At 72.2% G+C, this 22,447-nt stretch carries 27 protein-coding genes; 7 read left to right on the top strand and 20 right to left on the bottom strand.

All coding sequences use genetic code 11. From position 1 onward, the window contains the following. Positions 1-208: 208 nt before the first annotated feature. The 11 genes from lgt to hisI all read right to left on the bottom strand — a co-directional run bounded on the left by lgt (position 209) and on the right by hisI (position 9,471). Positions 209-1,399 carry a prolipoprotein diacylglyceryl transferase gene (gene lgt, locus ACFPZI_RS12555; protein WP_465269180.1) on the bottom strand — a complete coding sequence of 397 codons (1,191 nt, stop codon included), beginning with the start codon at positions 1,397-1,399 and terminating at the stop codon, positions 209-211. 81 nt (positions 1,400-1,480) lie between these two features. Beyond that, positions 1,481-2,257, bottom strand: coding sequence for a thioredoxin domain-containing protein (locus ACFPZI_RS12550; RefSeq protein ID WP_381362274.1), 777 nt, complete (start codon positions 2,255-2,257; stop codon positions 1,481-1,483). Positions 2,258-2,434: 177 nt separating this feature from the next. Then, a complete protein-coding gene (gene trpA, locus ACFPZI_RS12545) occupies positions 2,435-3,253 on the bottom strand; it encodes a tryptophan synthase subunit alpha (RefSeq protein ID WP_381362271.1) in 819 nt (272 codons plus the stop codon). Further along, a complete protein-coding gene (trpB, locus tag ACFPZI_RS12540; RefSeq protein ID WP_381362268.1) occupies positions 3,250-4,545 on the bottom strand; it encodes a tryptophan synthase subunit beta in 1,296 nt (431 codons plus the stop codon). Before trpB ends, trpA begins: the two co-directional genes overlap by 4 nt. Positions 4,546-4,677: 132 nt before the next feature. After that, complete coding sequence (trpM, locus tag ACFPZI_RS12535) at positions 4,678-4,848, bottom strand: tryptophan biosynthesis modulator TrpM (RefSeq protein ID WP_381208855.1); 171 nt, start codon at positions 4,846-4,848, stop codon at positions 4,678-4,680. Between the two features lie 20 nt (positions 4,849-4,868). Then, positions 4,869-5,678, bottom strand: coding sequence for an indole-3-glycerol phosphate synthase TrpC (gene trpC / locus ACFPZI_RS12530; RefSeq protein ID WP_381362265.1), 810 nt, complete (start codon positions 5,676-5,678; stop codon positions 4,869-4,871). A gap of 182 nt (positions 5,679-5,860) precedes the next feature. Beyond that, positions 5,861-6,286 carry a DUF2752 domain-containing protein gene (locus ACFPZI_RS12525; protein ID WP_381362262.1) on the bottom strand — a complete coding sequence of 142 codons (426 nt, stop codon included), beginning with the start codon at positions 6,284-6,286 and terminating at the stop codon, positions 5,861-5,863. Between the two features lie 84 nt (positions 6,287-6,370). Further along, entirely contained in the window at positions 6,371-6,622 is a 252-nt protein-coding gene (locus ACFPZI_RS12520) for an HGxxPAAW family protein (RefSeq protein WP_381362259.1), read from the bottom strand. Between the two features lie 161 nt (positions 6,623-6,783). After that, positions 6,784-7,425 carry a TIGR02234 family membrane protein gene (locus ACFPZI_RS12515; protein WP_381362936.1) on the bottom strand — a complete coding sequence of 214 codons (642 nt, stop codon included), beginning with the start codon at positions 7,423-7,425 and terminating at the stop codon, positions 6,784-6,786. A gap of 94 nt (positions 7,426-7,519) precedes the next feature. Beyond that, entirely contained in the window at positions 7,520-9,043 is a 1,524-nt protein-coding gene (locus ACFPZI_RS12510; RefSeq protein ID WP_381362256.1) for an anthranilate synthase component I, read from the bottom strand. 11 nt (positions 9,044-9,054) lie between these two features. Continuing rightward, entirely contained in the window at positions 9,055-9,471 is a 417-nt protein-coding gene (gene hisI / locus ACFPZI_RS12505; RefSeq protein WP_381362254.1) for a phosphoribosyl-AMP cyclohydrolase, read from the bottom strand. A gap of 145 nt (positions 9,472-9,616) precedes the next feature. Here hisI and ACFPZI_RS12500 point away from each other — a divergent pair, with 145 nt between their 5' ends. Together ACFPZI_RS12500 and ACFPZI_RS12495 are read left to right on the top strand one after the other, a co-directional pair. Next, positions 9,617-10,252, top strand: a complete 636-nt coding sequence (locus ACFPZI_RS12500; RefSeq protein WP_381362251.1) for a TIGR03085 family metal-binding protein — start codon at positions 9,617-9,619, stop codon at positions 10,250-10,252. A gap of 95 nt (positions 10,253-10,347) precedes the next feature. Continuing rightward, a complete protein-coding gene (locus ACFPZI_RS12495) occupies positions 10,348-10,746 on the top strand; it encodes a VOC family protein (protein ID WP_381362248.1) in 399 nt (132 codons plus the stop codon). A 67-nt stretch (positions 10,747-10,813) separates the two neighbouring features. Here ACFPZI_RS12495 and hisF read toward each other — a convergent pair whose 3' ends face one another. The 8 genes from hisF to hisD all read right to left on the bottom strand — a co-directional run bounded on the left by hisF (position 10,814) and on the right by hisD (position 16,678). Beyond that, positions 10,814-11,572, bottom strand: coding sequence for an imidazole glycerol phosphate synthase subunit HisF (gene hisF, locus ACFPZI_RS12490; protein ID WP_381362245.1), 759 nt, complete (start codon positions 11,570-11,572; stop codon positions 10,814-10,816). An 83-nt stretch (positions 11,573-11,655) separates the two neighbouring features. After that, positions 11,656-12,069, bottom strand: a complete 414-nt coding sequence (locus tag ACFPZI_RS12485; RefSeq protein WP_381362242.1) for a Rid family hydrolase — start codon at positions 12,067-12,069, stop codon at positions 11,656-11,658. Positions 12,070-12,085: 16 nt separating this feature from the next. Continuing rightward, entirely contained in the window at positions 12,086-12,808 is a 723-nt protein-coding gene (gene priA, locus ACFPZI_RS12480; RefSeq protein WP_381362239.1) for a bifunctional 1-(5-phosphoribosyl)-5-((5-phosphoribosylamino)methylideneamino)imidazole-4-carboxamide isomerase/phosphoribosylanthranilate isomerase PriA, read from the bottom strand. A gap of 4 nt (positions 12,809-12,812) precedes the next feature. Further along, complete coding sequence (gene hisH / locus ACFPZI_RS12475) at positions 12,813-13,454, bottom strand: imidazole glycerol phosphate synthase subunit HisH (RefSeq protein ID WP_381362236.1); 642 nt, start codon at positions 13,452-13,454, stop codon at positions 12,813-12,815. A gap of 2 nt (positions 13,455-13,456) precedes the next feature. Beyond that, the gene (locus ACFPZI_RS12470) at positions 13,457-13,615 is read right to left on the bottom strand and encodes a hypothetical protein (protein ID WP_381362233.1); all 159 of its coding nucleotides are present in this window, start codon (positions 13,613-13,615) and stop codon (positions 13,457-13,459) included. A gap of 2 nt (positions 13,616-13,617) precedes the next feature. Further along, a complete protein-coding gene (gene hisB, locus ACFPZI_RS12465; RefSeq protein ID WP_055571490.1) occupies positions 13,618-14,211 on the bottom strand; it encodes an imidazoleglycerol-phosphate dehydratase HisB in 594 nt (197 codons plus the stop codon). Beyond that, positions 14,208-15,356 (bottom strand): histidinol-phosphate transaminase, encoded by a 1,149-nt coding sequence (locus ACFPZI_RS12460; protein WP_381362229.1) that lies wholly within the window; start codon positions 15,354-15,356, stop codon positions 14,208-14,210. Before ACFPZI_RS12460 ends, hisB begins: the two co-directional genes overlap by 4 nt. Then, positions 15,353-16,678: a histidinol dehydrogenase gene (gene hisD / locus ACFPZI_RS12455; protein WP_381362226.1), complete on the bottom strand. Its 1,326-nt coding sequence runs from the start codon at positions 16,676-16,678 to the stop codon at positions 15,353-15,355. The genes ACFPZI_RS12460 and hisD overlap by 4 nt, the downstream gene beginning before the upstream one ends. Before the next feature lie 227 nt (positions 16,679-16,905). Between hisD and ACFPZI_RS12450 the strand changes: the two genes are divergently transcribed. The 5 genes from ACFPZI_RS12450 (at position 16,906) to ACFPZI_RS37290 (ending at position 21,623) form a co-directional block, all read left to right on the top strand. After that, positions 16,906-18,483 (top strand): oxidoreductase, encoded by a 1,578-nt coding sequence (locus ACFPZI_RS12450; RefSeq protein ID WP_381362223.1) that lies wholly within the window; start codon positions 16,906-16,908, stop codon positions 18,481-18,483. A gap of 160 nt (positions 18,484-18,643) precedes the next feature. Then, positions 18,644-19,705, top strand: a complete 1,062-nt coding sequence (locus tag ACFPZI_RS12445; protein WP_381362220.1) for a hypothetical protein — start codon at positions 18,644-18,646, stop codon at positions 19,703-19,705. A gap of 11 nt (positions 19,706-19,716) precedes the next feature. Continuing rightward, positions 19,717-20,457, top strand: coding sequence for an LON peptidase substrate-binding domain-containing protein (locus ACFPZI_RS12440; protein ID WP_381362218.1), 741 nt, complete (start codon positions 19,717-19,719; stop codon positions 20,455-20,457). Between the two features lie 70 nt (positions 20,458-20,527). Beyond that, positions 20,528-21,034 carry a Cys-tRNA(Pro) deacylase gene (ybaK, locus tag ACFPZI_RS12435; protein WP_381362215.1) on the top strand — a complete coding sequence of 169 codons (507 nt, stop codon included), beginning with the start codon at positions 20,528-20,530 and terminating at the stop codon, positions 21,032-21,034. A 514-nt stretch (positions 21,035-21,548) separates the two neighbouring features. Continuing rightward, on the top strand, positions 21,549-21,623 hold the full coding sequence (locus ACFPZI_RS37290) for a hypothetical protein (protein WP_465269181.1): 75 nt from the start codon (positions 21,549-21,551) through the stop codon (positions 21,621-21,623). Positions 21,624-21,669: 46 nt separating this feature from the next. Here the strand turns inward: ACFPZI_RS37290 and ACFPZI_RS12430 are convergent, their stop codons facing one another. Continuing rightward, the gene (locus tag ACFPZI_RS12430; protein ID WP_381362212.1) at positions 21,670-22,437 is read right to left on the bottom strand and encodes an AAA family ATPase; all 768 of its coding nucleotides are present in this window, start codon (positions 22,435-22,437) and stop codon (positions 21,670-21,672) included. Between the last annotated feature and the right edge of the window lie 10 nt (positions 22,438-22,447).

Genomic DNA, 22,447 nt, shown 5'->3' with positions numbered 1-22,447 from the left:
CGAGCGGGGGAGACCCCATGAGCAGGGGAGACCTCAACGGCTCCCTCCTCCGCCTTGCGGGGCACGGCACCGGACCCCACTCCGGTCCGATCCACACGAAAGACCCCAGGCCCCACGCACACGCCCGTGGGGCGCCCGGAGATCCCGGGCGCCCCACGGCGTCGTTCCCGTACAACGGGCCGCCGGTCAGCGGCGGACCGGCGGACCGTCAGCTCTTCTTCGCCGACCCGGCCTCGTCCTTGGATCGCACGTCCCCGGAGTCCGCCGTCCCGGAGTCCGCGTCCTCGGAATCCGCCCGGGCCGTCTCCGTCTTGACGTCCTCGGCCTTCGCGTCACCCGGCTCGGTGGCGTCCTTGTCCGCCGTGCCGTCGTTCTCCTTCGGGCTCGCGTCAGCCTTCGACCCGGCGTCCGGCTTCTTCGGCCCGGCTTCTTCCTTCGCCTCCGGCGGGTCCGCCTTGTCGTCCTTGCCGGCGGTCTCCGGCTCGGCCGCCTCGGACCCGGAACCGCTCCCGGCCTCGCCCGGGGCGTCGTCGCCCCCGGCGGAACCGTCTGTCGCTCCACCTGCCGCACCGCTGGCGGCAGCCGCGCCCGGTTCCACCACGGTCTCGCGTCCCGGACGCAGCTTCGCCGACGCCACGAAGTACACGATCGCGAGCACGAACACGATCATCGCGGTCCAGTTGTTCAGCCGCAGGCCCAGGATCTCGCGGGCCTCGTCGACGCGCATGTACTCGATCCAGAACCGGCCCGCGCAGTACGCGGCGACGTACAGCGCGAACGCCCGCCCGTGCCCGAGCTTGAAGCGGCGGTCCGCCCAGATGACCAGCAGGGCGACGCCCACGCACCACAGCGACTCGTACAGGAACGTCGGGTGGTAGTACCCCGGTACCCGGCCGCCCGCCGTGGACGTGATGTGCAGGGCCCACGGAAGGTCCGTCTCCCGCCCGTACAGTTCCTGGTTGAACCAGTTGCCCCAGCGTCCGATCGCCTGCGCCAGCGCCAGAGCGGGGGCCAGGGCATCGGCATACGGCGGAAGGGCGATGCCCCGGCGCCGGCAGCCGATCCAGGCACCCACCGCGCCCAGCGCGACGGCGCCCCAGATACCGAGGCCACCCTCCCAGATCTTGAAGGCGTCGACCCAGTTGCGGCCCTCACCGAAGTAGAGCTGGTAATCGGTGATCACGTGGTAGAGGCGGCCACCGATCAGGCCGAACGGGACGGCCCAGAACGCGATGTCCCAGGCGGTTCCCTTCTGGCCGCCGCGCGCCACCCACCGGCGGTCGACGATCCAGAGGGCGACGAAGAGGCCGGCGAGGATACTGAAGGCATAGCCGCGGAGCGGAACGGGGCCGAGGTACAGCACCCCGCTCGACGGGCTGGGAATGTAGGCAAGTTCCATGGCAGGGTCGACGCTACCGCGCCGGACCGGTCCCACGGTGGGCGGCCCGGCTACGGGTCCATAACGGGAAGGCTCGCATCCCTACTGCTGATTGGCCTCCTCCACCATCTTCTTGAGCTTCGCCGGGGTCATCGTCCGGTCCTGGTAGATGTTCTTGTCGCCGAGCAGGACGGTCGGTGTGCCGGAGAAGCGGCCCTTCTGGAAGGCCTCGTTGGACTTCGCGACCCAGCTGTTGTGCGTGCCGTCCTCCACGCAGCCGCGGAAGGCGGGGGTGTCGAGGCCCCCGACCTTGCTGGCCAGCTCGATGAGCTTGGCGTTGTCGGCGAAGGCGTCGTCCCTCTCCGGGGGCTGGTTGTCGAACAGCACGTCGTGGTACTCGGCGAACTTGCCGACGTCCTGGGCACAGGCCGCCGCGTTGGCGGAGTTGCGGGAGCCGGTGCCGCCCAGGTTCCCGTCGATCAGCGTGACGAGGTGGTACTCGATCTTCAACTGGCCGGACTTGGTCAGCTCATGGAGGGTCGGCCGGTACGCCAGCTCGAAGGACTTGCAGGCGGGGCAGCGGAAGTCCTCCCACACGGTGAGGGTGGACCTGGCACTCTCCTTGCCGACCGGGATGGCGAGGCCGTCCTTGCCGAGCGCCCCCGAGGGCGCCACCACCGGGCCCGCCTTCTTGCTCCCGTCGTCCTTGCCCGCATTGGCGGCGACGATGCCGATCACCGCCGCGAGCGCCAGGACACAGACCACGCTCGCACCCACGATCAGGGTGCGGCGCCGCCTGTCCGCCGCTTTCTGCTTCTCACGCTCGTCCGCCAGCCGCTCACGGGCGGTGCGCTTTCCCTCACGGTTCTTCTCGCTCACACCCCGCAGAACGAACCGGGGAGGCGCAACGCGCCTCCCCGGCCCCAGGTCCACCCGTACGAGGGACCCGTATGACTAACTACGGAGCGTCTGCCGACGACGGGGCACCAGCGCCGCCGTCCTGGATCCGGCGCGGCCGGGCTCGGCCACCCACGCCGTCACCGGCCCCGCACGCCGTCAGGACCGGCCGCGTACGCCCTTGGCCAGTTCGCCCGCGAGCGCCCGCACGGCCTGGAGGCCCGCGGCCGGGTCGGGGGCGTCCAGCAGCCGCTTGACGAACGCCGATCCGACGATCACGCCGTCGGCGAAGCGGGCGACCTCGGCGGCCTGGGCGGCGTCGGAGACGCCGATCCCGACGCACACCGGCAGGTCGCCACGGCTCGCGCGGGCGCGTGCCACGAGGTTCTCGGCCTGCGCGCCGACCGACTGACGGGTGCCGGTGACGCCCATGAGGGAGGCCGCGTAGACGAAGCCGCTGCCCGCCGCGGTGATCTCGGCGAGCCGCTCGTCCTTACTGCTGGGCGCGACGACGAAGACGGTGGCGAGACCGTGCTTGTCGGCGTGCTCCCGCCACAGCGCCGACTCCTGGACGGGCAGGTCGGGCAGGATGCAGCCGGCGCCGCCCGCCTCGGCGAGTTCGGCGGTGAACCGCTCGACGCCGTAGCGGTCGATGGGGTTCCAGTACGTCATGACGAGGATCGGCTTCCCGGTGGCCCGGTGGGCCTCCCGGACCGTGCGCAGCACGTCGGCGATCCGCACGCCGCCGCGCAGGGCGATGTCGTCGGCGGTCTGGATGACGGGCCCGTCGAGGACGGGGTCGCTGTGCGGCAGGCCCACCTCCACGACGTCGGCGCCGCCGTCGATGACGGCCTTCACGGCGTCGATGCCTCCGTCGACGGTCGGGAACCCGGCCGGGAGGTAGGCGATCAGCGCGGCGCGGCCCTCGGACTTCGCCGTGGCGAGGGTGTCGTTCAGCAGCTTCACGTTCCCGCTCACTTGGCGTCCCCCTCGATCTCGGCGGTGTCGGTGCCCGCGTCGGCCGCGACGGTCCTGTCGGTGATATCGGTGTCGTACAGGCCGAAGTAGCGGGCGGCGGTGTCCATGTCCTTGTCGCCCCGGCCGGACAGGTTGACGACGATCAGCCCGTCCTTGCCCAGTTCCCGGCCGACCTCCAGGGCGCCGGCCAGCGCGTGGGCGCTCTCGATGGCCGGGATGATGCCCTCGGTGCGCGACAGCAGCCGCAGGGCCTGCATGGCGGCGTCGTCGGTGACCGCGCGGTACTCGCCGCGGCCGGAGTCCTTGAGGTAGGCGTGCTCGGGGCCGATGCCCGGGTAGTCGAGCCCCGCCGAGATGGAGTACGGCTCGGTGATCTGGCCCTCGTCGTCCTGGAGGACGTAGGAACGCGAGCCGTGCAGGATGCCGGGCTCGCCCGCGGTGAGGGTGGCCGCGTGCTCGCCGCTCTCGATGCCGTGTCCGGCGGGTTCGCAGCCGATGAGCCGGACCGAGGTGTCCGGGATGAAGGCGTGGAAGAGGCCGATGGCGTTGGAGCCGCCGCCGACGCAGGCGATCGCGGCGTCGGGCAGCCGTCCGGCCCGCTCCAGCAGCTGGCGGCGGGTCTCGACGCCGATAACGCGGTGGAAGTCGCGGACCATGCCGGGGAAAGGGTGGGGTCCGGCGACGGTGCCGAAGAGGTAGTGCGTGCGGTCGACGTTGGCGACCCAGTCGCGGAACGCCTCGTTGATGGCGTCCTTGAGGGTGCGGCTGCCGGACTTCACGGCGATGACCTCGGCGCCGAGCATGCGCATCCGGGCCACGTTGAGGGCCTGGCGCTCGGTGTCGATCTCGCCCATGTAGATGGTGCAGTCGAGGCCGAACAGGGCGCAGGCGGTGGCGGTGGCGACGCCGTGCTGGCCGGCGCCGGTCTCGGCGATGACCCGGGTCTTGCCCATGCGCCGGGTGAGCAGGGCCTGGCCGAGCACGTTGTTGATCTTGTGGGAGCCGGTGTGGTTGAGGTCCTCGCGCTTGAGGAAGACCCGGGCACCGCCGGCGTGTTCGGCGAACCGGGGCACCTCGGTGAGGGCGCTCGGGCGGCCGGTGTAGTTGACCATCAGGTCGTCGAGTTCGCGGGCGAACTCGGGGTCTGTCTTGGCCTTGTCGTACTCGACGGCGACCTCGTCCACGGCGGCGACGAGCGCCTCCGGGATGAACTTGCCGCCGAACGCGCCGAAGTAGCCCTCGGTGCTGGGGACCCGGCCCTCGGGATCGGGAATGAAGAACTGGCTGGGCATGCGGAAACCTCACGGTGAGTGTGCGGACACGTTGCGCCGTGGGGGCAGGGTGCGCCGACCGGCTTCAGGCCGAGTGCGGCTGGTCGCGCCGACGCGGCCGAGCGGCCTGTCGGCACAGCCCCGCGCCCCTTGTCAGGGGCGGTGCCATCGCAGTCCGTTGACCTGGCCGGGCTCGTCACCGATGTGGTAACGCACTCTGCGGCCGAGCACACGGCGAGCAGGGGCCCGGCAGCCTCGCGGGCGGCAGCCGCGAGCGAGGCGCGCGTACGGGTCCCTGGTCGTCAGGGTGATCGGGAGGGTCATCGGTGCCAGCCTAGCGGGGCTCAGCCGCGCCCGTGGCGCAGGGCAGGGTGCTCACCGGCCGCCACCAGGTCGGCGACCGCGGTCTTCGGGTCGCGGCCGGTGACCAGGGACTCTCCGACCAGGACGGCGTCGGCGCCGGCGTTGGCGTAGGCGATGAGGTCGTGCGGGCCGCGGACGCCGGACTCGGCGACCTTGACGAGGTGGTCCGGGATCTCGGGGGCGACCCGCTCGAAGGTGCCGCGGTCGACCTCGAGGGACTTGAGGTTGCGCGCGTTGACCCCGATGACCTTGGCGCCGGCGTCGACCGCGCGCTCGACCTCGTCCTCGTCGTGCACCTCGACGAGCGGGGTGAGCCCGATGGACTCGGCGCGCTCGATCAGCGACTCCAGGGCCGGCTGGTCGAGGGCGGCGACGATGAGCAGCGCGAGGTCGGCGCCGTGCGCCCGGGCCTCCCAGAGCTGGTACGAGGTGACGATGAAGTCCTTGCGCAGGACGGGGATGTCCACCCGCGCGCGAACCGCCTCCAGGTCGGCGAGCGAGCCGCCGAAGCGGCGCTGCTCGGTGAGGACGGAGATGACGGCCGCGCCGCCCGCCTCGTAGTCGGCGGCGAGTCCGGCCGGGTCGGCGATCGCGGCGAGCGCGCCCTTGGACGGGCTGGAGCGCTTGACCTCGCAGATCACCTTGACACCTTCGCCGCGCAGGGCGGCCGCGCCGTCCTTGGCCGCGGGAGCCTTCGCCACGCGCTCCTTGAGCTCGTCGAGGCTGACCCGTGCCTGGCGCTCCGCGAGGTCGGCACGGACTCCGTCGATGATCTCGTCGAGCACACTCACGCGAGGGGCCCCCTTCCAGACGGTCCGTCTTCAGTGCGTTCGATTCCGTCCCAGGGGCGTTGCCCGTCCTTGCGGCCGGGCCGCCGGACGAAACCGGTGGTCACTCCGATGATATCCGCAGTAGGGGGTACGTCTCACATCCGGTTGACGCCGGTCCCACTACCTGGACATTCGTCATGTGATCAAGGATGTAGCCAGCCACCGAACGGCAGGTTCCGGACAACCGTGAAGACCAGGACGAACGCCCCCAGGGACCACAGGAGCACCGGTTGGGGGTCGATGCGCAGGGGTTTTCCGCGCACCGCGCGGACCACCCATACGGTCCAGAGGACGGCGAAGGCCGCGTAACCGAGGACGGCGGGCGCGTTGGCCTGGAGGGCGGCCAGGAGGTCGCCGTGGGCGACGGCGTGCGCGCTGCGCAGTCCGCCGCAGCCGGGGCAGTACAGGCCGGTGAGGCGCAGCAGCGGGCAGGCGGGGTAGTGGCCGGGCTCGTTGGGGTCCACCGCCCCGACGTAGACGAAGGCTCCGGCGACGGCGGCAAGCGCTCCGGCGGGAAGGGCCAGTCGGGCGGCAATGCCGCGGGGCACGCTGTGGCTGACGGCGTTCACAGGGCGATTGTGCCCCGCGCTCGCGCGTCAGGGGCGGTTCCGGCACCCGTGTGCCGGCCGCCCCTGTCCGGAGTGCTCCCGGGATCAGCCCTCGGCGCGGACTGCCTTGCGGTCCGCGGCCGGCGGGTTGAGGGGGTGGAAGTGCGGCTTCTGGCCCATGCCCATCTTGCTCATGATTCCGCCGACGACACCGCCGAGCAGCACGACGCCCATGCCGGCCCAGAAACCCACCGGCGAGTCCGCCACCATGAACATGCTCGAGACGCAGAAACCGATGAACGAGATGATGACACCGGTCCAGGCGGCCGGGGTGTGACCGTGGCTGCTGCCCGCCATTGCTTGCTCCTCAGTGCTGTGTACGTGTCTGAGCAGGACGCTCGGATCGATTGTCCCGCACCCGCGCGTGCGCCGTGATCGGGGGTACTCCTCCGTGCGGCGAACGCCCCTCGCCGGCTGCTCGACAAAGCTCGACAAAGGGGGGACGGCGGTCCGGTGGTTCAGGCTCCGGTCGGGTCCTCGCCGCGGTCGAGGGCCTTCCACAGCTCCTCCGGCCGGTCGGGATCGCCGGCGGCGGCCGAACGGCGTGGTCGCGGGGCGCCGCCGCGCTCGTAGCGGCCGGACATCGCGGGCCACAGCCTGCCGTAGCGCAGGGCGAGCGCGCCGGCCAGCAGGAGCAGCAGGCCGCCCACGGCCGCGACGTAGGGCCAGGCCGTGTGACTGAGGGCTGCCACGGCGGCCGACGTGTCGCCGGAGACCTCGGCGGCCTTGTCGTCGAGCGCGGAGCTGTCGGAGGCGCCGAGCAGGGCGGCCGCGACGGTGCCCGCCCCGGACAGGGCGAGCAGGGCGGCGACGGCGAACCGGCCGGCCCGGCGGACGGCGAAGACGGCGACGAGCGCGGCCAGGCCCACCACGGCGAGGGCGGCGGGGACGCCGGTGACGTCGCTGCCGTTCGCGGTCAGGGGGAAGGAGCCGCCGGCCACGGTCGCGGTGCCCTGGGACCACTGCTGCCGGGTGGCGAGCAGGGCCACGGCCGCGCCCAGGGCACCGCACAGCAGGGCGACGGCGAGGCTGAGGCGGCCGGTCCGGGCGGAGCCGGCGGCCTCGGAACGGGGGTGAGGTACGGCAGTCACGTACTCCACTATCGCGTGAACCACGCGCGAGCGGTCACCCGGGGCTCGTGCCGGTCGTATCTCACACGGCTCCGGGCACGTCCCCCACGGCCCCGGGTGGGTGTCACACCGTGCCCAGCCGGTTCGCCATGTGGACGGCGCGCAGCACGGCGGCCGCCTTGTTGCGGCACTCGGTGTCCTCGGCGACCGGGTCGGAGTCGGCCACGATTCCGGCGCCCGCCTGGACGTACGCGGTGCCGTCGCGCAGCAGCGCGGTGCGGATGGCGATGGCGGTGTCGGAGTCACCGGCGAAGTCCAGGTAGCCGACGCAGCCGCCGTACAGTCCGCGCCGGGACGGCTCGAGTTCGTCGATGATCTGCATGGCACGGGGCTTGGGCGCGCCGGAGAGGGTGCCGGCCGGGAAGCAGGCGGTGAGCACGTCGAAGGCGGAGTGGCCGGGCGCGACCCGGCCGGTGACCGTCGAGACGATGTGCATGACGTGCGAGTACCGCTCGACGGACATGAAGTCGACGACCTCGACGGAGCCGGGCTCGCAGACCCGCCCGAGGTCGTTGCGGCCCAGGTCGACGAGCATGAGGTGCTCGGCGCGCTCCTTGGGGTCGGCGAGCAGTTCCTCGGCGAGGGCCTGGTCCTGCTGTGGGGTGGCGCCGCGCGGCCGGGTGCCGGCGATGGGGTGGACCATCGCCTGCCCGTCGTCGACCTTCACGAGTGCTTCGGGGGACGATCCGACGACGTCGAAGTCGTCGAAGCGGAACAGGTACATGTAGGGCGACGGGTTGGTGGCCCGCAGCACCCGGTAGACGTCCAGGGCGCTCGCCGTGACCGGGGTCTCGAACCGCTGGGAGGGGACGACCTGGAAGGCCTCTCCCGCGCGGATGCGTTCCTTGATGTCCTCGACGGCGGCCCGGAAGTCGGGGCCGCCCCACAGGGCGGTGTGGTCGGGGAGTTCGGAGGGCGGGAGGACGGCCGGGGGCTGGGCCACCGCGCGGGTGAGGTCGGCCTCCATGGCGTCGAGGCGGGCCACGGCGTCGGCGTGGGCCTCGTCGACGCCGGTCTCCAGGTCGTTGTGGTTGATCGCGTTGGCGATCAGCCAGACGGAGCCCTCCCAGTGGTCCATCACGGCGAGGTCGCTGGTGAGCAGCATGGTCAGCTCGGGCAGGCGCAGATCGTCCCGCCCGCCGGGGCCGATCTTCTCGAGCCGGCGCACGATGTCGTAGCCGAGGTAGCCGACCATGCCGCCGGTGAAGGGCGGCAGGCCGAGGTCGTGGGCGAGGTCGCGCGGGGTGTGCAGTGCTTCGAGTGTGGCGCGCAGCGTGGCGAGCGGATCGCCGTCGGCCGGTACACCGACGGGCGGGGTGCCCTGCCAGTGCGTCTGCCCGCCCTGCTCGGTGAGGGTGGCGGCGCTGCGGACGCCGACGAAGGAGTAGCGGGACCAGGAACGCCCTCCCCCACTGCTGAACGCGTGGGCGGTGCCCCCGTCGGCGGACTCGAGCAGAAAGGTGCCGGGGCGGTCCGCGGCGAGCTTGCGGTAGAGCGCGACCGGGGTGTCGCCGTCGGCGAGCAGTTTGCGAGTGACCGGGATGACCCGGCGGTCGGTGGCGAGCTTGCGGAACGTCTCGAGGTCCATGGCCGCAGACCTTACTGACCGGGGGCGTGCGCCCCGCTTTTGGCGCGGTCCGCGGGGGTGTCCGTGAGCAGCACGTCGGCGTCGAAGCAGGTGCGGGCGCCCGTGTGGCAGGCGGCGCCGACCTGGTCGACCTTGACGAGGAGGGTGTCGGCGTCGCAGTCCAGGGCGACGGACTTCACGTGCTGGACGTGCCCGGAGGTGTCCCCCTTGACCCAGTACTCCTGGCGGCTGCGCGACCAGTAGGTGCAGCGGCCGGTGGTCAGGGTGCGATGCAGCGCCTCGTCGTCCATCCAGCCCAGCATCAGCACCTCATGGGTGTCGTACTGCTGGGCGATGGCGGGCAGGAGGCCGTCGGGGCTGCGCTTGAGCCGCGCGGCGATCTCCGGGTCGAGGCGGCTGGGCCGGGGCGTGCTGGTCATGGAAACCATTGTGCCGTGCGGGTGGGCGGCTCCCGTGTCGCGTCCACGGGTCGGAAGGGTGCGGGGACGGGCCGGGGCGGCGCGTACGCGTCTCGTTGGGGTGACGGCCGGGGGACGGGTGGGCGGACCGGGCGGGTCACCGTAGGCTGGCTGCATGTCGACCCATGCCAAGCGTGAACGACTTCTCCTGACCGACCTGCTGGAGACCGCGGGCCCGGAGGCTCCCACTCTGTGCGAGGGCTGGCGCACCCGCGACCTCGCCGCCCATGTGGTGGTGCGCGAGCGCCGCCCGGATGCCGCCGGCGGGATGGTGGTCAAGCAGCTCGCACAGCGTCTGGAGCGGGTGATGGCGGAGTTCACCGCCAAGCCGTACGAGGAGCTGATCCAGCTGATCCGTACCGGCCCGCCGCGCTTCTCGCCCTTCAACCTCAAGCAGCTCGACGAGCTGTCGAACGTCGTCGAGTTCTACGTCCACACGGAGGACGTGCGCCGCGCGCAGCCCGACTGGACGCCGCGTGAGCTCGACCCGGTGTTCCAGGACACCCTGTGGTCACGGCTCGAGTCCACCGCCCGGATGATGGGCCGCGGTGCCGCCACGGGCCTGGTGCTGCGCCGCCCGGACGGCCGGACGGTGGTGGCCCGCCGCGGCACGCCGGTGGTCACGGTGACCGGCGAGGCGTCGGAGCTGCTGCTGTTCCTCTACGGGCGGCGCGAGGTGGCCAAGGTCGATCTGGAAGGCGACGCGGACGCGATCGAGAAGCTGAACGCGTCCAAACAGCTCGGTATTTGAATCCGAACGATCTCGGGGACCGTCCAAGTACGGTCATGGGTACCGGTGCCGGTGACCGGCCCCGGAAAGACTGCAAGATCGGAAGAAGAATCCCCATGATCAAGGTCGCCATGACCAGCGTGTACGTCGACGACGTGGCGAAGGCGCACGCTTTCTACACCGGCGTCCTCGGCTTCGAGACCCGCACCCGGGCGGACCTGGGCGACGGCACCCTGTTCGTCACGGTCGGGGCGGGCGAGGGGGCGCAGCGGGATCTGGAGCTGCTGCTGGAGCCGGGGCAGGGTCCCATCGCGGAGCCGTACCGCAGGGCGGTGCGCGAGGCGGGGCTGCCCGTCATCGTGTTCTCGGTGACGGACCTGCGCGCGGAGTACGAGCGGCTGCGCGGCGAGGGCGTGAACTTCGTCCAGGAGCCGCAGGAGCAGGGCCCCATACTCACCGCCGTCCTGGACGACACGGTCGGCAATCTGGTCCAGCTCGCCCAGCCGAAGGACTGAGCGAGCCGGCCGGGCGCCGTACGTCGGCCGGGCGCCGGCACGACGGCCGGGCGACGCGCGGCGGGCCTCACCGCACCGGGTGGCCCGCTTCCCGCAGGGTCTGCTTGACCTGGCCGATGCGCAGGTCGCCGAAGTGGAAGACCGAGGCGGCGAGGACCGCGTCGGCGCCCGCGGCGACCGCGGGCGGGAAGTCGGCGAGCCGGCCCGCGCCGCCCGAGGCGATCACCGGGACGGTGACATGCCTCCGGACGGCGGTGATCATGCCGAGGTCGTAGCCGTCCTTGGTGCCGTCCGCGTCCATGGAGTTGAGCAGGATCTCGCCCGCGCCCAGCTCTGCGGCCCGGTGGGCCCACTCGACGGCGTCGATGCCGGTGCCCCGGCGGCCGCCGTGCGTGGTGACCTCGAAGGAGTCGCCGGACTCGGTGCGGCGGGCGTCGACCGACAGGACGAGGACCTGGCGGCCGAAGCGCTCGGCGATCTCCCGGATGAGGTCCGGGCGGGCGATCGCGGCGGTGTTGACGCCGACCTTGTCGGCGCCCGCCCGCAGCAGCTTGTCCACGTCCTCGGTGGTGCGGACGCCGCCCCCCACGGTCAGCGGGATGAACACCTGTTCGGCGGTGCGGCGCACCACGTCGTAGGTCGTCTCGCGGTTGCCCGACGAGGCGGTGATGTCCAGGAACGTCAGCTCGTCGGCGCCCTCGGTGTCGTACACCTTGGCCATCTCGACGGGGTCGCCCGCGTCACGCAGGTTCTGGAAGTTGACGCCCTTGACGACCCGGCCGTTGTCCACGTCCAGGCAGGGGATGACTCGGATCGCCAGGGTCATGAATCGTGCTCCTCTGGTGTCTGCTCAGTGTCCGCTGATTGATCTCGGTCCCTGCTGACCGGCCTCGGTGTCCGCCGGCGGTCTCAGTGCCGGTGGGCCGGCCCGGTGGCGCCGAATGCTTCGACTTCCACCGCCACCAGTACGCGCGAGTCCATGAAGCCCTCCACCACCAGGAGGGTCGTGACCGGGCGCACCGGCTCGAACAGCTCTTTGTGGGCGCGACCCGCCGCGTCGATGTCCCGCGAGTGCGCGAGGTACACGCGCGTGCGGATCACGGAGTCGACGCCGAGCCCGAACTCGGCGATCGCCTCCAGGGCGCTGCCGAAGGCGGCCTTGGCCTGTTCGTACGGGTCGCCCTCCCCGTGCAGGACGTCGCCCTTGAACGCGGTCGTGCCGGCCACCAGGACGCGGTCGCCCGCCGCCACGGCGCGTGCGGACCCGAAGGACTCTTCCCAGGGGCTGTCGCCCCGCACGCGCCGTACGGCTTCGGATGTCATCGCACTGTGTCCTTTTTCAAGATGTAGCCTCCAGGGCCTCTTCCAGGGTGAACGCCTTCGCGTACAGGGCCTTCCCGACGATGGAGCCCTCGACGCCGAGCGGGACGAGCTCGGCGATGGCCCGCAGGTCGTCGAGCGACGACACGCCGCCGGAGGCGACCACGGGGCGGTCGGTGGCGGCGCAGACGTTCTTCAGCAGTTCCAGGTTGGGGCCCTGGAGGGTGCCGTCCTTGGCGATGTCGGTGACGACGTACCGCGCGCAGCCCTCCTGGTCCAGGCGCGCGAGCGTCTCGTAGAGGTCGCCGCCGTCGCGGGTCCAGCCGCGGCCGCGGAGGGTGGTGCCGCGTACGTCGAGTCCGACGGCGATCTTGTCACCGTGCTCGGCGATGATCCCGGCGACCCACTCGGGGGTCTCCAGGGCGGCCGTGCCGAGGTTCACGCGCGTGCAGCCGGTGGCCAGGGCGGCGGCCAGGGAGGCGTCGTCACGGATGCCGCCGGACAGCTCCACCTTGATGTCCATCGCCCCTGCGACCTCGGCGATCAGCGCGCGGTTGTCACCGGTGCCGAACGCGGCGTCCAGGTCGACCAGGTGCAGCCACTCGGCGCCCGAGCGCTGCCAGGCGAGCGCGGCCTCCAGGGGGGAGCCGTAGGAGGTCTCGGTGCCGGACTCGCCGTGCACGAGGCGGACGGCCTGGCCGTCGCGGACGTCGACGGCGGGGAGGAGTTCGAGCTTGGCCATGTCGCTACAGGGTTCCGATCCAGTTGGTGAGGAGCTGGGCTCCGGCGTCGCCGGACTTCTCGGGGTGGAACTGCGTCGCCCACAGGGCGCCGTTCTCCACGGCGGCGACGAACGGTTTGCCGTGGGTGGACCAGGTGACCTTGGGGGCCCGCATCACCGGGTTGTCCACCTGGAGGGACCAGTCGTGGACGGCGTAGGAGTGCACGAAGTAGAAGCGGGCGTCCGCGTCCAGGCCGGCGAAGAGTTCGGAGCCGGCCGCCGCGGCCACGGTGTTCCAGCCCATGTGGGGCACGATGTCGGCCTGGAGCGGCTCGACCGAGCCGGGCCATTCGTCCATGCCCTCGGTCTCGATGCCGTGCTCGATGCCACGGGCGAACAGGATCTGCATGCCGACGCAGATGCCCATGACGGGCCGGCCGCCGGACAGCCTGCGATCGATGATCCAGTCGCCGCGCGCCTCCTTGAGGCCCTTCATGCAGGCCGCGAAGGCGCCGACGCCGGGGACCAGCAGCCCGTCGGCGTTCATGGCGGTGTCGAAGTCGCGGGTTATCTCCACGTCGGCGCCCGCGCGCGCGAGGGCGCGCTCGGCGGAGCGGACGTTGCCGAAGCCGTAGTCGAAGACCACGACGCGCTTGGTGGCGCTCACGGTCACACCTCCAGCCGGAGAATGCCCGCGGTGAGACACATCGCGGCACCGACGGCGAGCACCACGACGACACCCTTGGGCAGCTTCTGCTTCGTGAACGAGACGACCCCGCCGACGAAGAACAGGCCGACGACGATCAGTGCGGTGGACAGCCCGTTCATGTTTACAGGGCGCCCTTCGTGGAGGGCAGGATGCCCGCCGCGCGGGGGTCGCGCTCGGACGCGTACCGCAGAGCCCGGGCCAGCGCCTTGAACTGGCACTCCACGATGTGGTGCGCGTTGCGCCCGTACGGCACGTGCACGTGCAGCGCGACCTGGGCCTGGGCGACGAAGGACTCCAGGATGTGCCGGGTCATCGTGGTGTCGTACTCGCCGATCATCGGCGCCATCTTCTCGGGCTCGGTGTGCACGAGGTAGGGGCGGCCGGACAGGTCGACGGTGACCTGGGCGAGGGACTCGTCCAGCGGGACCGTGCAGTTGCCGAAGCGGTAGATGCCCACCTTGTCGCCGAGGGCCTGCTTGAAGGCGGCGCCGAGGGCGAGGGCGGTGTCCTCAATGGTGTGGTGGGAGTCGATGTGCAGGTCTCCCTCGGTCTTCACCGTCAGGTCGAACAGACCGTGCCGGCCGATCTGGTCGAGCATGTGGTCGTAGAAGCCGACCCCGGTGGAGATCTCCGTCTTTCCGGTGCCGTCGAGGTCGATCTCGACGAGGACCGACGTCTCCTTCGTCGTCCGCTGGACGCGTCCTACGCGGCTCATGTGCTCTGCTCCTTCGGGGGTGTGGGGGTGGCCCCCACATAGCTGACCAGTTCACCGACCGCGTCGAGGAACGCGTCGTTCTCGGCCGGGGTGCCCGCGGTGACCCGCAGCCGTCCCGGTACGCCGTTGTCCCGCACCAGGACGCCCCGGTCGAGGATCTTCTGCCAGACCACGTGGGAGTCCGCGAACGTGCCGAACTGGACGAAGTTCGCGTCGGACTCGGTCACGTCGTAGCCGAGGGCGCGCAGTTCGGCGACCAGCCGGTCCCGCTCCCGCTTCAGCTGCTCGACGTACTTCAGCAGCGTGTCCGTGTGTTCCAGAGCGGCCAGCGCGGTCGCCTGGGTGACGGCGGACAGGTGGTAGGGCAGGCGGACGAGCTGCACGGCGTCCACGACGGCCGGGTGCGCGGCGAGGTAGCCGAGGCGCAGTCCCGCCGCGCCGAACGCCTTCGACATGGTGCGGGAGACGACGAGGTTCGGGCGGCCCTCGATCAGCGGCAGCAGGGAGTCGCCGTGGCTGAACTCTATGTACGCCTCGTCCACGACCACCATCGACGGCCTGGCCGCCTGCGCGGCCTCGTACAGGGCGAGAACGGTCTCGGCGGGGACCGCGGTGCCGGTGGGATTGTTGGGGGTGGTGACGAAGACGACGTCCGGGCGGTGCTCGGCGATCGCCTTCTCGGCGGCGGGCAGGTCGATGGTGAAGTCCTCGCCCCGGGGGCCGGAGAACCAGCCGGTGCCGGTGCCGCGCGCGATGAGTCCGTGCATCGAGTACGACGGCTCGAAGCCGATGGCCGTGCGGCCGGGGCCGCCGAAGGTCTGCAGCAGTTGCTGAATGACCTCGTTGGAGCCGTTGGCGGCCCAGACGTTCTCGACTCCGACGGGGTGTCCGCCGGTCTTCGTCAGGTATGCGGCCAGCCCGGCGCGCAGCTCGACAGCGTCCCGGTCGGGGTAGCGGTTGAGGTGGCGGGCGGCCTCCCGGACCCGCTCGGCGATCCGCTCGACCAGCGGTTCGGGCAGCGGGTAGGGGTTCTCGTTGGTGTTCAGCCGTACGGGGACGTCGAGTTGGGGCGCGCCATAGGGGGACTTGCCGCGCAGCTCGTCCCGTACGGGGAGATCGTCGATGGTGACGTTCGTGTCGTTCACTTGCTCTCGGGCACCTTCCAGCCGAACCTCGCCTTGATCGCCGCGCCGTGCGCGGGCAGGTCCTCCGCCTCGGCGAGCGTGACCACGTGGTGGGCGACGTCGGCGAGCGCGTCCTTGGTGTAGTCCACGATGTGGATGCCGCGCAGGAAGGACTGGACGGACAGGCCCGAGGAGTGGCAGGCGCAGCCGCCGGTGGGCAGGACGTGGTTGGAGCCGGCCGCGTAGTCGCCCAGGGAGACCGGGGACCAGGGTCCGACGAAGATCGCGCCGGCGTTGCGTACCCGGTCGGCGAGCGCTGCGGCGTCGGCGGTCTGGATCTCCAGGTGCTCGGCGCCGTAGGCGTCGACCACGCGCAGGCCCTCGTCGAGGCCGTCGACCAGGACGATCGCGGACTGCCGGCCGGCGAGCGCGGGGGCGATCCGGTCCTCGACGTGCCGGGAGGCGGCGACCTGGGGGGCCAGCTCCTTCTCCACGGCGTCCGCGAGAGTGGCGGAGTCGGTGACCAGGACGGCGGCGGCCAGCGGGTCGTGCTCGGCCTGGCTGATCAGGTCGGAGGCGACGTGCACCGGGTCGGCCGTGTCGTCGGCGAGGATCGCGATCTCGGTCGGCCCCGCCTCGGCGTCGATGCCGATGCGGCCGGTGAAGTAGCGCTTGGCGGCGGCGACCCAGATGTTGCCGGGGCCGGTGACCATGGTGGCGGGCGGGCAGGACTCGGTGCCGTACGCGAACATGGCGACGGCGGTGGCGCCGCCCGCGGCGTACACCTCGTCGACACCGAGCAGGGCGCACGCGGCGAGGATCGTCGGGTGCGGCAGTCCGCCGAACTCCTTCTGCGGCGGGGAGGCGAGCGCGATCGACTCGACGTCGGCCTCCTGGGCCGGGACCGCGTTCATGATCACGGAGGACGGGTACACGGACCGACCGCCGGGCGCGTACAGGCCCACGCGGTCGACGGGCACCCACTTCTCGGTGACGGTGCCACCGGGGACGACCTGGGTGACGTGGGTCTCGCGGCGCTGGGCGCGGTGCACGAGCCGGGCGCGGCGGATGGACTCCTCCAGGGCCGCGCGCACGGCCGGGTCCAACTGCTCCAGCGCGTCGGTGAGCGCCTGCGCCGGGACGCGGACGGATTCCAGACGCACGCCGTCGAACCGCTCGGCGAAGTCGATCAGCGCCGCGTCGCCCCGATGGTGCACGTCCTCGCAGATGGGCCGCACCTTCTCCAGGGCGGCCGCGACGTCGAAGTCGGCTCGGGGCAGCAGGTCGCGCAGGGCGGGGCCCTCGGGGAGGGCGTCGCCGCGCAGATCGATTCGGGAGATCACGTACCCAATTCTCTCAGACCCGCGTCGAGCGCCGTGCGGGCGTTCCAATGGCTGATACGCGGCCCTTTCGGTAACCCATTGTGCACACCGGAAAGATCCTTCTTACTTTCTGTGTTCGACGTGTCACCCGGTGGGCATGAACCGTTGTACGCGTACGAGTTGTACGAAGTGATGAACCCACGCGTAGCCGGGGAAGGCACGAGTACCTGGGGAGGAAGGGGAGGACCGTGACCGAGGGGGAGGGACGACGCGCCGGGGAACTGCCGGACGACCTGACGGCGACGGAGGCCGGCATGTGGCAGGCCTTCCGCAACGGCAGCGTGTACGACCTGAGCAGCGGGGACACCGTCGTCGACGATCCGCACGGAGGGCATCCGTGGGGACCCGAGCGGACGGTCCGGGCCCGCATCGTGTGCCGGCTCCTGCTGGACGGCCCGCCGGCCCTGGCGGGCCGGGTCTCCTCGCTGAAGCTGGTCGGGGTGCTGATCAGCGGTGCGCTGGACCTCGCGGGCGGCACGGTGGCGCCGTACGTGGAAATGCGCGGCTGCCGCTTCGGGGGGGACGTGCTGCTGCCGGAGGCCCGCTTCACGACGGTGCGGCTGGTGGACTGCTCGGTGCCGCGGCTGGAGGCGGCCCGGGTGCAGACCGAGGGCGATCTGCATCTGCCGCGCTGCCGGTTCCTGGGGGGCATACGGCTGACCGACGCCCGGATCGGTACGGATCTGCTGCTCAACCAGGCGGTCGTGCACCGCGACCGCAGGGGCTGGTCGATAGCCGCGGACGGCATGATGGTCGGCCAGGACCTCCAGGCCGAGCTGCTGGAGTCGCACGGCGAGCTGAGCCTGCGCAGCGCGACGATAGGAGTCTCGGTGAATCTGCGCGGGGCCCGGCTGGTCAACCCGTCCGCCCGGCTCGCGTTGAACGCGCCGCAGCTGACGGTCGAGCGGTCGCTGTACATGACTCCCGCGGGGGTCGGCGCCCAGGCGCGGAGCGGGATGACACCGGCGCGCGGGACGCGGATCCAGCGGTTCGAGTGCCAGGGCGGGGTGCGGCTGGACGACGGGCGGTTCGGGGACGCGGTCGACTTCGAGCGGGCCCGGTTCACTCTGGCCGACGATCAGGAGCTGTCGCTGCGCCGGGTGCAGACGCCGGAGCTGCGGTTCCTCGGGGAGCGGCCGGCCCGCGGCAGGGTGGCACTGTCGGGAGCGCGGGTGGTCAACCTGGTGGACCGGGCGGACAGCTGGCCGGGGCCGGGCCGGCTGCAGATGGGCGGCTTCGCCTACGAGAACCTCGTGCCGCGCGGGCCGTTCCCACTGGCGGAGCGGCTGGAGTGGGTGGCCGCGGCGAGCGCCGAGTACGCCCCGGAGCCGTACGAGCGGCTGGCCGCCGTGCTGCGGGCGGGCGGCGAGGAGGAGGACGCCCGCGAGGTGCTGCTCGCCAAGCAGCGCCGGCGCCGCGAGGGCCTGCCCCTGGCGGCCAAGCTGTGGGGCTACGCGCAGGACTGGACGGTCGCCTACGGCTACCGGCCGGGGCGGGCCGCGGTGTGGATGGCGGTGCTGTGGGCGGGCGGTTCGCTGGCGTTCGCACACGCGCACCATCCGCCGCTCAAGAGTGGCGAGCATCCGGCATGGAACGCGCCCCTCTTCGCCCTGGACCTGCTGCTGCCGGTGATCGACCTGGGCCAGGTGGGGTTCTGGCAGCTGCGTGGCTGCTGGCAGTGGCTCGCGGCCGCTTTCATCCTGCTCGGCTGGATCCTCGCCACGACGGTGGCGGCGGGGGCGACCCGGACCCTGCGCCGCGGCTGACCCCCCTCCCCTCCCCGCCCCGCCCCCCTGACCAGCGGTGACCGGTACCTTCCCGGCCCCGGAGGGCTCGCCTCCTTTTTGCCCGGCCTTGACCGAATGGCATACAACCTTCCGCCACTTCAGTGAAGGGTCTGGCGCCGCTGTGACCTGCGGTCTTTCAATGGTCGACACCATGGCTCTGCTGCACGCGTTCACCCGTGCGTCCCGGGTGCAAGGAAAGTCGGGCACCGCCCGGCCCGTCGTCCTCGTGCTGCCCGCGGACGCCGAGGTCCTGCTCGATGCCCCCGACGAAATGCTGGGTCCGGTCCTGGTCGGGGCCGCGGCCGGCGACCCCGCGCCCGCCGTCGGCCTGCTCGCCGCCACCCGGCACCGCGGGGCATGGGAGCACCGCGACCGGTACGTGCGGCAGTTGGCCGTCTTCGCCCGCTCGCGCCCCGAGTGGCTGGACACCTGGCGCGCCCATGACCCGCACAACCCCGACGGACTGCTCGTGGACGCCCAGCGGGCGGTGCACCGCGCCTGGGACTCACCGGCCCGTGCCGAACTGCTGCGTGAGGTGAGCCCCTTGATCACGGCCGCCGCGCGGGCCGACCACCGCGACCCGGTGCCGTGGCGGCTCGCCCTGGACCACGCCCGCGGCGCCCGAGCCGGGCACCGGTACTTCCAGGAGCTGTGGGAGGCCGCGGTCCGCCGCGCCCCGCACCACTACGGCTGCCATGTGGCGGCCCTGCGCTACCTGTCGTCCTCCTGGCACGGCGCGCACCTCGCGTGCTTCGACTTCGCCGACCAGGCCGCGCAGGACGCGCCGGACGGCTCGCTCACGCAGGCCCTGCCGCTGCGGGCGGCCTTCGGGTATCTCAGCGACGGAGGCGGCCCCGAGGTGCCGCGCGAGCGGCTCGACGCGGCGGCCGACCGCGCTCTGGCCCTGTCCGCCCGGCTCCCGGCGGCCCACCCCCGGCCGGCCGGCCTGCGCAACCTTCTGGCGTACGTCCTGCTGCGCCTGGAGCGTCGGCCGGACGCCCTGGAGCAGCTACGACTCACCGGCCCGTACGCCACCTCCACACCCTGGGACCGGGAAGCGGAGGATCCCCTCGGCCGGTTCCTGGAGGTGCGCCGGGGCCTGTACGAGACGGTGACCGCCGGTCCCGCCGCGGACTCCCCCGCGGGCTCCCGGCATCCACAAAGTGAACGGGGCCGCCGGGTCCGGTCCGGCGACCATTAGGCTTTTACGTCGTGACCACCGCCCGGCTCCCGCTCTTTCCCCTGAACTCGGTGCTGTTCCCCGGGCTCGTACTTCCGCTGAACATCTTCGAGGAGCGCTATCGCGCCATGATGCGTGAGCTTCTGAAGACACCGGAGGACAAGCCGCGCCGGTTCGCCGTCGTGACGATCCGCGACGGCCACGAGGTCGCCCCGAGCGCCCCCGGCATACCGGACCCGACGGCCGTACCCGAGCTGGGTCCCGCGGCGGGCTTCGGCGCCGACCCGCTCCGGTCCTTCCACAAGGTGGGCTGTGTGGCCGACGCGGCGACGATCCGGGAGCGGGCCGACGGCACCTTCGAGGTGCTGGCGACGGGGACGACGCGGGCGCGGCTGCTGTCGGTCGACGCCTCGGGTCCGTTCCTGACGGCCGAGCTGGAGCCGGTGCTCGAGGCGCCCGGCGAGGAGGCGGGGGCGCTCGCCGAGGGGGTGCTGCGGGCGTTCCGCCAGTACCAGAAGCGGCTGGCGGGGGCGCGGGAGCGGTCGCTGGCGACCGGCGCGGAACTGCCGGACGAGCCAGGGGTCGTGTCCTATCTGGTCGCCGCCGCGATGATGCTCGACACGCCGACGAAGCAGCGTCTGCTCCAGGCGCCGGACACAGCGTCCCGGCTCCGCGACGAGCTGAAACTCCTTCGCACGGAGACGGCCATCATCCGTAACCTGCCGTCGCTGCCGGCGTCGGAGCTGACCCGCGGGCCGACGCACCTCAACTGACGTACGCCCGTACGGTTTCCCGGAGCGACACAGGAACGGGACCGAGCGCAGGGACAGGAACAGGGCCGGGATGGCGAAGAAGCCGAAGAAGAAGCAGCAGCAGTCGGGCGGTACGCCCGCGACGGTGGCACTCACCGCGGCCGGGGTGCCGTTCACGGTCCACTCCTACGACCACGATCCCTCCCACCCGTCCTACGGCGAGGAGGCGGCCGAGGCGATGGGTGTCTCCCCCGACCGGGTCTTCAAGACGCTGGTGGCGGACATCGACGGCGCGCTGACGGTGGCGGTGGTCCCGGTGGCGGGACAGCTGGATCTGAAGGGCCTGGCGGCGGCGGTCGGCGGCAAACGGGCCGCTATGGCCGACCCCGCCCTGGCGGAACGCACCACGGGCTACGTCCGGGGCGGCATCTCACCCCTCGGCCAGCGCAAGCGGCTGCGTACGGTGCTGGACGACTCGGCCGGCCTGCACGAGACGATCTGCGTCTCGGCCGGCCGCCGCGGTCTGGAGGTCGAGCTCTCCCCCGTCGACCTGGCCGAGCTGACCTCGGCGGTACTCGCCCCGATCGGGCGCGCCTGACCGTTTCTCCGGACCGGGCAGGAGTGGGTCCGCTCAGCCGCACGCCCCGGACGGTCTTGGACGCTCCCCCACTGCCTCAAGGGCGTGGGAGGCATCTCCAGGCCCCGCCCCCCGGCGTACTCGACCCCAGGGGCCCCCACCCCCTGCTCACTCGACCCCGGGGCGGCGACACGCATCCTGTACGTGGTCCGGGCCCGGGCAGCCGGTTCCCCGCACGACCCGGCCGCACGACCCGGCCGCATGAGTACGGCCGGAGGCGACGGGGAGGCACTGGGCCGTCACTCCGGTGGAGCAGGGGCCCCGCTCGCCGACGCCGTACCCGGCGTCCCGGATCACACGATCACGTCACCCCGGACGTCCCACGACACCGCAAGCCCGCAAGCCCGCAAGCCCGCAAGCCCGCAAGCCGACCATCGCACGACCGAGTCGAACCACCCTCGCGCACACTCCGGCAAGCAGCTGACGCCCCCTGGACGGTAGACGGGCCCCGCTTCTTCGGTTAAGCAGAAGAGGCATGTCGAAGAGAACACGCAAACGCAAGTGGCGCACCAGGAAGGGCCGCGCGAACCATGGCAGGCGCCCGGCCTGACACCGCGACCGGGCCGGAGCCGTAGGGTCTGCCCGGCGGGCAGACCCTACGGCTTCGGGAATCCGTCGTGCGGCGGCTGCGGGACGTACGGGTCGGCCTGCGGGTAGAAGTAGGGGCCGGGGTGGGGGTCGGGGTCGCGGGGGCCGAACAGCGCGGTCAGGCCCAGGTGGACGACCAGCCCGGCGAACGGCCAGGCCAGCAGCGCCCCCTTGGCACTCAGCTTCAGCGGCGCGTCGAACGTCACGCCCTTGCCGACGTCCCTCGCCTGGGCGATGACGTCCTGTGCGGGCCCGAGCCACACCCCGAGCCGCCACGCCAGCAGCGAGCCGAGCAGTCCGCCGACCCCGAGCGCCACCACCAGCGGCACACCCCCGCGCCGCCGCACGAGGAACACGGCGAGCGCGCTCACCGCGCCGAACGCCAGCGCGAGCAGCGTGAACGTCCCGTCCACGCCGATGGCCTGCTCGCCCTCGGTGTCCTTGAGGTAGACGACCCAGTTGTCGCCGACGACGTCGCCCACCAGCGGAACGCGCGGCGCCAGCCACCACCACAGCACCCCGAACAGCACCCCGCCGAGCGTCACCGCCACCGCGGTCACGGTGGCCTCACGTAGTTCCGTCTTCATCCCGGGGCCGTCCTGTTCGTACCAGCCGTACCCTGCCCGGTCACCATGCCCGGCGGACCCGGTGTCCGCGGTGTCCGAGGCGGGCCCGTCGGCGGAGGCTGCGGCCACCTGCCCGGCGGACGGTGACTGCCACCCGCCGTGCGGGGAGTGTTCGTGCGGAGGCGGTGGTGGTGTCAGAGGTGCGCTCACCCTGACATCG

The sequence above is a fragment of the Streptomyces chlorus genome, assembly GCF_042655885.1.
In the GTDB taxonomy this organism is placed as follows: Bacteria; Actinomycetota; Actinomycetes; order Streptomycetales; family Streptomycetaceae; genus Streptomyces; species Streptomyces chlorus.
This window is presented reverse-complemented; position numbering and strand designations above follow the sequence as displayed.